We start from the raw sequence: 11,975 nt of genomic DNA on the forward strand, positions 1-11,975 counted from the left end.
TACAAAAACAATGATTATTTAACTCTGATCTTCTTTCCCTTGCGAATATTAGACCCCTTGATGCCGTTCAATTTCTTTAATTTCTTGACGGTTGTATTATTGCGTGCTGCTATTTCGGAAAGCGTATCTCCACTTCTAACGGTAACAGTCTTTTTAGTGGAGCGCCGCTGGCGGTGCTTTCTGCTCTTGCTACGTTTTGACGAATAGGTTTTACGTGTGGAGTTGATATTCGCTCTACTGCCCGTGAAGGCAGGTATATCTTCATTGACTTTCACCTCAGTGCGCTTGGAAAGTAGCATGTCAGCTTGGTGTGCATAGATGGAATCCTGCTGATCAATAAAGGCATTAATCATCGGAACGGGCAATCTGAGCGTAGAAGGTTTGGTGTAGCCAATGACAATATCACGACGGTACTGTGGATTGAGGGACTTGATGAGTTCTTTGTCCATCTTGAGTACATCGGCAATTTGCTGAAAATGTACATCTTTGCTCACCACGATAGTATCTGTCTTCGCAGGCAAATCGGTCGTCATTGGACAGATATTGTGCTCGCAATAATAGTTCATTACATAATTGGCAGCAATGAACGCTGGCACGTACCCACGCGTTTCGCGCGGCAAATAGGGATATATTTTCCAATAATCCTTGCTTCCACCTGCTCTGTGAATAGCTTGTGTGAGTTTGTCGGGACCACAATTGTAAGCGGCAATGACCAAATTCCAATCGCCAAAGATGCGATATAAGTCTTTTAGGTAATTGGCAGCAGCGTACGATGACTTGATAGGATCGCAACGCTCATCTAATAGTGAGTTCACTTCCAGTCCGTAGTTCTTAGCAGTAGCCAACATGAATTGCCACAAGCCAGTAGCTCCTACTCGTGAGACGGCTAAGGGATTCAACCCCGACTCAATGACAGGAAGATATTTTAATTCTAAAGGTAAGCTGTATGTCTCTAAGGCTTGTTCAAAGATAGGCATGTAGAAATTGGAAGCCCCGAGCATGATACTTACCGAATTTCGCAGTTGGTTGGTATATCGGTCAATGAACTTTTGGACAACGTCATTGTAAGCCATTTCCATAATCGTAGGAAGGCGGCGTAAGCGTTGTTTGTAAACATCAGGCTCGTAAGTTCTGTTGACATTCGGTAAGTTACAATCAGCGTCTTTCCTTAGATAGGTTTTGGTGTTGTACAAATGAAGCAGACTGTCAATCTCAGACGTCAGAGCCTCAGGAAGGTCAATAGTTTCGTTTTCTCCTTTTTCGTTGGTTACTATGATTTCTGTCTTGTCATCTACTACCTGTGCATGTAGAGAGGTTGAGAAGACAGCAAGCATAGTTGCAATGTATAAACAAGTTTTTTTCATTATTGAAATATTTTCTGTATAAAATAGTTCTGTCCGAACATTAAAATGTAAATCGGCATTGTATACCAAATCCTTCAGGTAGTAGCTGTCGGTGAATGGCATCCTTTTGCATGATGGTGGGTTCGATTCTTAAACTTAAATCATCAGAGATGTCGAATTCGGACAATGATGCATCTACATAGGCATCAATCACGGACAGCGCATAAACCCCAATGATAGAGAAAACACTCAAGTCACGCCATCTTCGGTAGCGGTCTTTGCGCTTGCGGAACAATTCTTTATATCGTTCTATATTTGATTCATTGATTTGGTTACCCAAATGTAGAAACTGTTTGTAGCTTTCTGAATGAGGGTCATTATCCATCAGGTCGATATATGCTTGTGAATAATCATGGTACATTTGGTTGTTCCAACGCAAAGCATACATACATCCAACGAATCCACCATATACAATCGGCAATTTCCAGTATTTACGGTTGTATATTTGTCCTGCTCCGGGTAGAACGATAGCCAGCCACATCGCCCTTTTTGCGTCTGGACGCCACTTGTTCCAGTCTCGCTGAACCTTTTTACTTACTTTCCCATTGTCCTTGAAAATCAATGTGTCTTGAGGAGAAAGCGTAGCTTCAGCAGGAATGATTTTAGTGTCAACGTCGCCTAAGATGATGCGAGGAACGCTGTCAGGGATACTGTCATTGGTCGGTACTTGCGCTCTTACGCTGGTAACGGAAAGCAACAGTATGAGTAGGCAACAATACTGGATGACGCAGAAAGTATGTTCGGTGGATATTTTCACAATCGACGGTTAATCTTTCAGATGATCAAAGATATTCATCAGTCTTTCTAATTCTGCTGCGTTGGCGAACGGGATGCTTATTTTCCCCTTGCCATTGGCAGAACAAGTTAATTGAACTTTGGTATCCAAGAAAGAGGACAAACGCTTTTTCAGCATGTCATATTCTTCTGGCATGCTCTTTTTTGTGTTCATCTTCTTTTTAGCTGTTTGCAAATCCTCTCCATTTTTGAGTTGTTGAGCTAACTCTTCTACTTTCCTCACCGAGTAGGCATTCTTTACCACTTCTTTGAAAAGTTTGATTTGTTGAGAAGGACTGTCTATTGCCAATAAAGCCCTGGCGTGTCCCATGTCTATTTCTTTCTTCTGCAAAGCCATTTGGACTTGTGCAGGAAGTTTGAGCAGACGTAAGTAATTTGTAATGGCAGTGCGACTTTTCCCTACGTGCTTGGACACTTTCTCTTGCGTCATGCCACTCTTTTCCATGAGTTTTTCGTAAGCCAGTGCAATTTCAATGGCATTGAGGTCTTCGCGCTGGATATTCTCAACCAACGCCATCTCCATGACTGTTTCGTCGTCTATCGTTCGAATATACGCAGGTATAGCCTCCAAACCAACTATTTGTGAGGCACGCCAACGACGCTCGCCAGCTACAATTTGGTATTTGTCAGTAGCGACTTGGCGTAGGGTGATGGGTTGAATGATACCAATTTCTCGAATACTTGATGCCAATTCTTCCAATGCCTCTTGGTCAAATTCGCGACGAGGCTGATTGGGATTTGCTTCAATTTGTTCTATTGGAATTTCATTAATAGTTGAACTACCTTGCGTCTGGATGTCATCTGTGGAAATGAGTGCATCAAGTCCGCGCCCTAAAGCACTACCTTTTCCCGACTGGCTGAATTTCTTGCGTACTGCCATGAATATCTATTGTTTATATGCTGATGTTGAATTATCTTAGTGGAGGAGTCTCTTTGTTATTGAGGAAGCTCCATTTCATTCGTTTGGTGCAACTCGCCTTTTTTGAATGTTAGCCCCTTCTTTATTTTGAATTAAACGTTCTTGCTGATAATTTCCTTCGCCAATGCCAAGTGGTTTTTAGCACCTGAAGACCCTGCATCGTATAAGATGACAGGCAATCCATGGCTTGGACTCTCACTGAGCTTTACATTTCGTTGAATCACCGTCTTGAAAACTAATTCTTGGAAGTGGCGTTTCACCTCGTCATAAATTTGGTTGGCTAACCTCAACCGACTATCGTACATGGTGAGTAAGAATCCTTCAATTTCTAATTTGGTATTGAGTTTACTCTTGATAATCTTAATCGTGTTGAGCAACTTGCTAATTCCTTCCAATGCAAAATATTCGCATTGCACAGGAATTATTACCGAATCGGCAGCTGTGAGGGCATTCACGGTGATAAGACCTAATGAGGGACTACAGTCAATTAAGATGAAATCGTATTCTTTTCGGATGGGTTCTAAGATTTGTTTGATAATTTTTTCACGATTATCAAGGTTGAGCATCTCTATTTCGGCACCCACTAAATCAATGTGGCTCGGAATGATATCTAAGCCATCAATATCTGTGGTATAGATGGCATCACGTACATCAGCCTTGTTAATAATGCATTCGTAGATTGAGCAGTCCACCTCTTTGAGGTCTACTCCTAAACCACTGGATGCATTGGCTTGAGGGTCAGCATCGACAATCAATACAGACTTTTCAAGTGTGGCTAATGAAGCTCCTAAGTTGATAGTTGTGGTTGTCTTACCAACCCCTCCTTTTTGATTTGCTAATGCTATAATTTTTCCCATATCTATGAATCCTTCTTAAGACAATATTGATTTGCAAAGTTACATATTTTGGTTGAGAAAGCCACCTTTTAAACCTTTTTTCGTACTTTTGTAGGTAAATCAGTAAAAACCTATTGATTAGGCAATGCTCACGTACTTTCTATGTTAAGGAAACTTACGAAGCTGTTTGCGATGTTTTATAAAAGATAAAAAAAGATGCTAAACGAAACTCCTCTCATTTTAATTTCTAATGACGACGGTTATCATTCTCCTGGGATTCGTGCTTTGGTAGACATGGTTTCCGACTTGGCAGATGTCATTGTCTGCGCACCAGAGCATGCGCGGTCTGGATTCTCTTGTGCTTTCTCTTCGGTTGAATATCTGCGTTTGAAGCGTAGAAATAATATTGGAACCGCCCCAGTATGGTCTTGTAGCGGTACACCTGTCGACTGCATCAAATTAGCGATGAGTGAGTTATGCACTGATAGGAAGCCTTCTCTTATTTTAGGCGGCATCAATCATGGAGATAATTCCACGGTGAATACCCATTATTCGGGTACAATGGGTGTGGCAATGGAAGGATGTTTGAAGTACATTCCCTCTATAGCGTTCTCCAGTTGTTATTACAATGAAGACGCAAATCTTGAGCCTTTGCGACCTTATGTGGTACAATTAGTAAAAAAAGTGCTTGCCGAAGGGCTGCCAAAGGGTGTTTGCTTGAATGTTAACTTCCCTGCAAAAGAATCTTTTCAAGGCTTAAAGGTGTGCCGTATGACTTATGGAAGATGGGTGGATGAAATTGTCACCGCACATCATCCTCGTGCCTACGATTACTATTGGGTAGTGGGAAGGTATCAAAATGATGAACCAGAAAATGCCGATACCGACCAATGGGCGCTCAATCATGGCTATGTTGCCGTTACACCCATCACCATGGATGTGACTGCTTATGAGTTTTTGTCTAAAATAAAACATTGGGAAGTCGAGTAATCCGTGCCTCTTGTTTGTCTAAAAAGCAGAAGATAGGAGGCGTTCAAATAAAGTGTAGTTTATGCGGTATTATTTAATAGTAGGAGAAGCCAGTGGTGATTTGCATGCTTCGCATTTGATGATGTCTTTAAGAAAAGAAGACCCAGCTGCAGAATTTCGTTTCTTTGGTGGCGACTTGATGCAGCAGGTTGGTGGAACATTAGTCAAACATTATCGTGAAATGGCATTCATGGGCTTTATACCCGTACTGATGAATCTCCCGACAATCTATCGCAACATGAAACAGTGTAAGCAAGATATCTTGATATGGCAGCCAGATGTTGTTATTCTTGTTGATTATGCGAGTTTTAATCTAAAGATTGCACATTATATAAAGACACATACGGACATCCCAATTTTTTACTATATCGCCCCTAAAATATGGGCTTGGAAAGAATACCGCATCAAGTCAATCAAGCGAGATGTCAATGAACTTTTCTCTATTCTGCCGTTTGAGGTAGCTTTCTTTGAAGGAAAACATCACTTTCCCATTCATTATGTTGGTAATCCTACAGCAGATGAGGTAAAGCAGTTTAAGTCAAACTATCATGAAGACTTTGCTGCTTTTTGCCAAAAAAATCATCTGAATGATCAAAAACCCATTATTGCACTTTTGGCAGGTAGTAGGAAACAAGAGATTAAAGCGAATCTGCCGACCATGATAAAAGCTGCCCAACGTTATTCAAACTATCAAATCGTAATCGCTGGAGCGCCCGCCATTGAAGAAGATGTGTACCGACCTTTATTGGAAAATACCGAAGTGCATTTGGTAAGAAATCAAACTTATCCCTTGTTGGAACATGCTTCTGCTGCATTGGTTACCAGTGGTACAGCAACGCTCGAAACAGCTTTGTTGGGCGTACCACAAGTTGTGTGTTATCAAACTGCCGTTCCCAAGCTCATACGTTTTGCATTTAACCATATGATTAACGTTAAATACATTTCTTTAGTGAATCTCATTGCAAATCAAGAAATTGTTCCTGAATTATTTGCCGATCGCTTTACGCTTTCTCAAATAATTTCAGAACTGGGGAAAATCTTGCCAGGTGGCGAACATCGTCAAACCATGCTTGAAGGATATCAGACAGTACACATGGCTTTGGGTGATGAAATCGCTTCAGATAATGCGGCTCGGTTGATGGTTTCTTTGTTAAGGAAACATCGTGAATCTTAAAAACTTTTGGGCATTATCAACCAATCTCTCTTATTATTTCTATAGAGGGATAGGTGTGTCTTCTAATCATCATGAAGCTATTTTTATATTCGTTTCTGAGAAAGAAGGCTCTTTTTTCTGCACTATTTATAAGAGAGTGAGGGTGTACAAATAAACCACTGAAGCAGGAATGGCCATGAGGGATGAGTCGAATCGGTCGAGGATTCCTCCGTGTCCTGGCAATATATTGCCGCTATCTTTGATGCCTAAGGTGCGCTTTAACAATGATTCTACCAAATCACCCCAAGTACCAAATACGACAACAACTAATCCTAATCCGAGCCATTCTATGAGATTAAGTCCAGATAAGTTCTCCCCTTGAGACTCTATATAGTATATAACGGAAGCTACAATCAAAACAAGGATACCGCCTCCGATGCTTCCTTCCCAACTTTTGGCGGGTGATATGCGAGGAAAGAGTTTGTGCTTTCCGAAAAGCGACCCTGTGCAATAGGCGCCAGTGTCATTGGTCCATAAAAATATAAAAATGCTTAGTGGCAAAAGATAATAATAGTAGTTCAGCCCATCTGCAGCTTGTCTAAAGGCGATAACGTTAATCGTGGACAACGGTAGGGCAATGTACATTTGTGAAAGCATTGTGTATGCCCAGTCGTTGACGCTGTCACTGCTCTTGGTATATAGTCCGCTGATGAAGAGATAAATAATAGTCAACAGATAAGGAACAAAGACGGCATTTGTTTGAATGGCTCCGCTATTCACGCCTGCCACTGCTAAAAAGAAATAAACAGCTGCAACAGTGGTGATAAGTCGGTTCACGTTTACGTGTTTATATTCATTGACTAAGCCTGTAAATTCCCAAGTAGCCAGACCTGTGATGAGTGCAAAAACAACTATCATATTAACGGACTGTAAAAAGCCCGTTACCATGATGGCTACGTATAGAATACCAGTAATGCTTCTTGTGATGAGATTTTTTTGTTTTGATGTCATGGATGTAAAGAATTTTAGCTCTCTTTCAATGCCCGTTGATGTTCCTCTTCTGCCGCCTTCACTTCGTCTGGCATATCTTCTAACTTAGGTTCATTGTCTTGCATGATTTCCTGTGAACGGCTAATCCATGGGCGTTTACCAAATATCTTTTCTACATCTTCAGCAAAAATCACCTCACGAGTTTGCAATAGTTCTGCCAAACGGGCATGACCCTCTTTATGTTCCGTGAGAATTTGCTTGGCACGCGCATATTGGTCGTTAATCATCTTCAATACTTCGCTGTCAATAATCTTCGCCGTTGTTTCAGAATATGGTTTTTGGAACTGATAGTCTTGGTTGTTATAATAGCTGATATTGGGCAACACTTCGCTCATTCCAGCGTACGCTATCATGCTATATGAAGTCTTGGTGGCACGCTCCAAATCGTTGAGTGCGCCTGTCGAAATATGCCCTGTACACAGCTCTTCTGCTGCACGTCCACCTAACAGGGCACACAACTCGTCCAACATTTGCTCTTTGGTCGTAATCTGACGCTCTTCGGGAAGATACCATGCAGCCCCCAATGCTCTACCACGGGGGACAATAGAAACTTTGACAAGTGGGTTGGCATGCTCACAGAACCAAGATACCGTGGCGTGTCCAGCTTCGTGCAAGGCAATGGTACGTTTCTCATTGGCAGTAATTATCTTGGTTTTCTTTTCCAGTCCGCCAATTATTCTATCCACTGCATCCAAGAAATCTTGTTTTCCTACACTTTTCTTGTTATGCCGTGCCGCAATCAGAGCAGCCTCATTACAAACATTCGCAATGTCTGCGCCAGAGAAACCTGGTGTCTGTCTGGAAAGAAAGTCAATGTCTAAGTCTGGAGATGTCTTTACCTTTCTCAGGTGAACCAAGAATATTTCTTTTCTTTCAGGTAAGTCGGGGAGGTCGACACTGATTTGTCTATCAAAGCGACCCGCACGCAACAGTGCGCTATCTAACATGTCTGCACGGTTGGTGGCAGCTAAGATAATCACACCACTATTGGTGCCAAAGCCATCCATCTCGGTGAGTAGGGCATTCAAAGTGTTTTCACGCTCGTCGTTGCCCCCCATGGATGGGTTCTTACTTCGTGCTCTACCGACAGCGTCAATCTCGTCAATAAAGATAATCGAGGGAGATTTCTCTTTGGCTTGGCGGAACAAATCGCGCACGCGACTGGCTCCCACGCCCACAAACATCTCTACGAAATCCGAACCGCTCATCGAAAAGAAGGGCACTCCAGCCTCGCCTGCAACAGCCTTGGCAAGAAGAGTTTTACCTGTTCCAGGAGGACCTACCAACAATGCACCCTTAGGAATTTTTCCGCCTAAGTCAGTATATCTATGAGGATTCTTCAAGAAGTCAACAATTTCTTGTACTTCCTGTTTAGCACCAGCCTGTCCAGCCACGTCCTTAAAGGTAACGCCAATGTCATTACCCTTTTCGTACATCTTTGCTTTACTCTTACCGACATTGAAGACACCACCGCCTGCACCGCCTGCTCCTCCACCCATTCGGCGCATGAATAGAATCCACAAGACAATCAGGAAGATGGGGAACGAGAGATTCATGAGGATATTCCAAAACTCGCTACCACTCTCATTTTCATAGCTAAACCTTGTTAGTTTTCCTGCTTGCCGTTCAGTCATCAGGAACTTTTCCAATTCAGAAACAGATCCGAATTCAACTTCTAAATAGGGTGAGGTGCCTGTTTGCTTGGCTGTTGCCTTGAATATCTCACGGATATATTTAGGCTTAACAAACATCTTTAGCGTGCTCTTGTCTTTATTAATCACGACTTTGTCAGCATAACCTTTGGCAACATATTGCTGAAACACTGTATAGTCAGCTTTTTTGCTGGTGTTTGGAGCAGATAATAGATTACCCCCATTGGTCAAAATGAGAATACCCAAGGTAATAGCTACCAATGCATAAATCCAGTTCATATTGAATTTAGGCATTTTGGGTTGATTGTCGTTATTATTATTGTAAGGATTTTTGTTGTTGTCCATAATTATTATTTAGCAGTGACAGCAAGTAGACATCAAAATTGATGCCAACTTAATCAATGTTTGGTATTTTGGTCAATTTGGCATCTTCCCATAAGTTTTCAAGATCATAGAACGCTCTTGCTTCTGGTAAAAACACATGTACCAGCACATCTGCAAAATCAATAGCAACCCACTGATTGAGACCTAATCCCACAACATTGATGGGTTTCTCCTTCAAATCTTTGTGGACAGTCACGCCTACCGACTCTGAAATCGCTTCTACTTGTGCAGGAGAGTTACCTTGGCAAATTACAAAATAGTTGGCAATGGCACCATCGATGTCACTCAGGTCTGCAATAATGATATCTTGTCCTTTTTTCTCTTGAATTCCTTTGGTAATAGTTTTAACCAATTGGTTTGATGATTTCATTCAGTTATATCAAGTATAATTTATCTGTAATAATATTCCACAAAGTTAATGGTAAATAACCGAAAAAGGTAGAAAATAAGGATTAAATTTATTTTTTTTAAGAAAAAACTGTCTTTTCTTATGGTCATCTCAAAAATAAATAGTAATTTTGCAGCGCAATTTAGTAATTGTAATTTCAATATTGGGATATGGTGTAATGGTAACACTACAGATTCTGGTCCTGTCATTCTTGGTTCGAGTCCGAGTATCCCAACTTTTATTAAAGTGTTTTCTTCTCGTAGAAAGCACTTTTTTGATTTTCTAAAGACAGCATTCTCACTATCTTCATCCACAAAATGTGCTCAAGGACGGTTGCTTTTCATGTTTTTTAAGTGTATAATTTTGCGATGCTTCAAATTTTTCCATAGATTTGTAAATCATCAAACGATTGACTCGGGTGAGAAAAATATGTTATCAAATACCTTGTTTGTTATTGGCTTTCCTGTGGCTGAGTTGTCATGGGCGAGCACAAATAGCAACGGAAAAAGAATCAAATATGAAAGAACAGGCTGAATTGTACCTGGCAGGTGGTTGCTTCTGGGGTACGGAACTCTTTCTAAAGCAAATCAATGGAGTTCTCCACACCGAAGTGGGATATGCAAATGGGCGTGGACAAAATCCGTCTTATGAGGAGGTTTGTACGGACCAAACTGGTTTTGCAGAAACGGTACATGTCGTTTATAACCCTCAAATACTGCCCATTTCTTTGCTTCTACAATTGTATTTTAGAACGATAGATCCTACCTCTTTAAATAAACAAGGTGGGGATGTCGGTACACAATATCGCACAGGTATTTATTATACCGATGCACATGATTTTCCTTTGATACAAGCCGAGATGGCAAAACTCGGTACGCAATACACGAAGAAGCTACAGATTGAGGTGCTGCCACTTAGAAATTTCTATGCTGCAGAAGACTATCATCAGGATTATTTAGATAAGAACCCGAGTGGATATTGCCATGTTCCGCAAGCTTTGATGGCATATGCGCGTGTTGCCAACAAAGATACAACAGAATCTTCACGTTATGTGAAGAAAACGGATGCTGAACTGAAGCGGTTGTTAACACCTCTGCAATACGAGGTTACTCAACATGCAGCCACCGAACGTCCTTATGACAATGCGTACAATGATGAGTTTAGACCAGGCATCTATGTGGACATCACCTCTGGCGAACCGCTATTTTTGAGTACCGATAAGTTTGAGTCAGGCTGTGGATGGCCTGCTTTCAGCAAACCTATTGACCCGCATTTCTTGGAAGAAAAACAAGATTCTTCTCACGGTATGCAACGCACCGAGGTGCGAAGTGCCAAAGGTCAAGCCCATTTGGGACATGTTTTTAAGGATGGACCTAAAGACAGAGGCGGATTGAGATATTGTATTAACAGTGCTTCTTTGCGCTTTATTCCCCAAGAAGAAATGAAAGCACAAGGATATGAAAAATACCTAATTTTGCTGGAGCATTGAGATAAGACATTTTAGATATCGGTTGAGCAGCGATAGGGTATTTTTCTCTTGAAATAGAAATAAAACTAATAGATATGAGTTTACAAGATATTTTGAATCATAGGCGTGCTGTAAGGCATTACGATTCTACAAAACCGTTAGATAACGAGCGTGTAAAACATTGTTTAGAATTAGCTACATTGGCTCCTACCAGTTCGAACATGCAACTGTGGGAGTGCTATCATGTCACAGATCCTGCGGTACTTAAAAAGTTGGCACATGCACAGTTGGATCAACAAACAGCGACAACCGCCCAACAAATGGTTGTTTTTGTTACTCGAAGAGATAAGCATCGGGCGCATGCCAAGGCTGTAAAAGCTTTTGAAATTGAGAATGTGAGGCGGAACAGTCCTGCGGAGAAACACGAGAAGCGCATCAAGAAATGGAAGTTGTATTACGATTTTGTGATGCCTTTGTTCTACACACGTTGTTTTGGTTTGCTTGGCTTAATGCGTAAACTCTTGGCACAAGTCATCGGTTTGTTTCATCCCATCGTGAAACAGGTGACCGAAGCAGATACACGAATAACCGTTCATAAAAGTTGTGCCCTTGCAGTACAGACGTTTATGTTGGCTATGAGTGAAGAGGGATATGACACATGTCCAGTGGAAGGCTTTGACAGTTGGTTGGTCAAGAAGGCTTTAGGCTTGCCTTATTGTTCCGAGATTAACATGATTATCACTTGCGGCATCCGCCTACCCGATGGTGTTTGGAGCGATCGCTATCGCTTGCCGTTTCAGGAAATGTATCATCATGTATAAGTAGTTTCATGTTCGCATGTCTCGTAAGTCTTTGATTTGATGATGAGGTTTTCATGAAGTTGGGTCGATTTGTCACC

General features: G+C 41.5%; 11 protein-coding genes and 1 tRNA gene. 5 read left to right on the top strand and 7 right to left on the bottom strand.

Annotated features, from left to right (window positions below; translation table 11 throughout):
- Nucleotides 1-14 precede the first annotated feature (14 nt).
- The 4 genes from DEM91_RS01365 to DEM91_RS01380 form a co-directional block, all read right to left on the bottom strand.
- Nucleotides 15-1,364, bottom strand: a complete 1,350-nt coding sequence (locus DEM91_RS01365; RefSeq protein ID WP_249857631.1) for a lytic transglycosylase domain-containing protein — start codon at nt 1,362-1,364, stop codon at nt 15-17.
- Nucleotides 1,365-1,404: 40 nt separating this feature from the next.
- Complete coding sequence (locus tag DEM91_RS01370) at nt 1,405-2,160, bottom strand: DUF5683 domain-containing protein (protein WP_249857633.1); 756 nt, start codon at nt 2,158-2,160, stop codon at nt 1,405-1,407.
- A 9-nt stretch (nt 2,161-2,169) separates the two neighbouring features.
- Nucleotides 2,170-3,078, bottom strand: a complete 909-nt coding sequence (locus DEM91_RS01375) for a ParB/RepB/Spo0J family partition protein (protein ID WP_008124520.1) — start codon at nt 3,076-3,078, stop codon at nt 2,170-2,172.
- Nucleotides 3,079-3,209: 131 nt separating this feature from the next.
- The gene (locus tag DEM91_RS01380) at nt 3,210-3,974 is read right to left on the bottom strand and encodes a ParA family protein (RefSeq protein ID WP_195252339.1); all 765 of its coding nucleotides are present in this window, start codon (nt 3,972-3,974) and stop codon (nt 3,210-3,212) included.
- A gap of 195 nt (nt 3,975-4,169) precedes the next feature.
- On the opposite strand from DEM91_RS01380, the gene surE reads away from it, so the two are divergent.
- On the top strand, nt 4,170-4,943 hold the full coding sequence (gene surE / locus DEM91_RS01385; RefSeq protein ID WP_249857634.1) for a 5'/3'-nucleotidase SurE: 774 nt from the start codon (nt 4,170-4,172) through the stop codon (nt 4,941-4,943).
- Between the two features lie 61 nt (nt 4,944-5,004).
- The gene (lpxB, locus tag DEM91_RS01390) at nt 5,005-6,156 is read left to right on the top strand and encodes a lipid-A-disaccharide synthase (protein ID WP_195252337.1); all 1,152 of its coding nucleotides are present in this window, start codon (nt 5,005-5,007) and stop codon (nt 6,154-6,156) included.
- A 126-nt stretch (nt 6,157-6,282) separates the two neighbouring features.
- Here lpxB and DEM91_RS01395 read toward each other — a convergent pair whose 3' ends face one another.
- The 3 genes from DEM91_RS01395 to rsfS are packed head-to-tail and all read right to left on the bottom strand — an operon-like array spanning nt 6,283 to nt 9,591.
- Nucleotides 6,283-7,146, bottom strand: coding sequence for a phosphatidate cytidylyltransferase (locus DEM91_RS01395; RefSeq protein ID WP_249857635.1), 864 nt, complete (start codon nt 7,144-7,146; stop codon nt 6,283-6,285).
- A gap of 14 nt (nt 7,147-7,160) precedes the next feature.
- Nucleotides 7,161-9,182 carry an ATP-dependent zinc metalloprotease FtsH gene (gene ftsH / locus DEM91_RS01400; RefSeq protein ID WP_249857636.1) on the bottom strand — a complete coding sequence of 674 codons (2,022 nt, stop codon included), beginning with the start codon at nt 9,180-9,182 and terminating at the stop codon, nt 7,161-7,163.
- A 49-nt stretch (nt 9,183-9,231) separates the two neighbouring features.
- Nucleotides 9,232-9,591: a ribosome silencing factor gene (gene rsfS / locus DEM91_RS01405; protein WP_249857638.1), complete on the bottom strand. Its 360-nt coding sequence runs from the start codon at nt 9,589-9,591 to the stop codon at nt 9,232-9,234.
- Nucleotides 9,592-9,773: 182 nt separating this feature from the next.
- On the opposite strand from rsfS, the gene DEM91_RS01410 reads away from it, so the two are divergent.
- From DEM91_RS01410 to DEM91_RS01420, 3 genes are all read left to right on the top strand, one after another.
- A tRNA-Gln gene (locus DEM91_RS01410) sits at nt 9,774-9,844 on the top strand.
- A gap of 282 nt (nt 9,845-10,126) precedes the next feature.
- Entirely contained in the window at nt 10,127-11,098 is a 972-nt protein-coding gene (gene msrB, locus DEM91_RS01415) for a peptide-methionine (R)-S-oxide reductase MsrB (protein ID WP_249857639.1), read from the top strand.
- Between the two features lie 74 nt (nt 11,099-11,172).
- Entirely contained in the window at nt 11,173-11,898 is a 726-nt protein-coding gene (locus tag DEM91_RS01420; protein ID WP_249857640.1) for a nitroreductase family protein, read from the top strand.
- The last annotated feature ends 77 nt before the right edge of the window (nt 11,899-11,975 follow it).

The organism is Prevotella sp. TCVGH (genome assembly GCF_023522295.1).
GTDB lineage: Bacteria > Bacteroidota > Bacteroidia > Bacteroidales > Bacteroidaceae > Prevotella > Prevotella timonensis.

Bases quoted from the DNA above. Each gene is read 5' to 3' on its own strand.
- DEM91_RS01365 (WP_249857631.1), bottom strand. From the start codon at position 1,364: ATGAAAAAAACTTGTTTATACATTGCAACTATGCTTGCTGTCTTCTCA.
- DEM91_RS01375 (WP_008124520.1), bottom strand. From the start codon at position 3,078: ATGGCAGTACGCAAGAAATTCAGCCAGTCGGGAAAAGGTAGTGCTTTA.
- DEM91_RS01380 (WP_195252339.1), bottom strand. From the start codon at position 3,974: ATGGGAAAAATTATAGCATTAGCAAATCAAAAAGGAGGGGTTGGTAAG.
- surE (WP_249857634.1), top strand. From the start codon at position 4,170: ATGCTAAACGAAACTCCTCTCATTTTAATTTCTAATGACGACGGTTAT.
- lpxB (WP_195252337.1), top strand. From the start codon at position 5,005: ATGCGGTATTATTTAATAGTAGGAGAAGCCAGTGGTGATTTGCATGCT.
- DEM91_RS01395 (WP_249857635.1), bottom strand. From the start codon at position 7,146: ATGACATCAAAACAAAAAAATCTCATCACAAGAAGCATTACTGGTATT.
- ftsH (WP_249857636.1), bottom strand. From the start codon at position 9,182: ATGGACAACAACAAAAATCCTTACAATAATAATAACGACAATCAACCC.
- rsfS (WP_249857638.1), bottom strand. From the start codon at position 9,591: ATGAAATCATCAAACCAATTGGTTAAAACTATTACCAAAGGAATTCAA.
- msrB (WP_249857639.1), top strand. From the start codon at position 10,127: ATGAAAGAACAGGCTGAATTGTACCTGGCAGGTGGTTGCTTCTGGGGT.
- DEM91_RS01420 (WP_249857640.1), top strand. From the start codon at position 11,173: ATGAGTTTACAAGATATTTTGAATCATAGGCGTGCTGTAAGGCATTAC.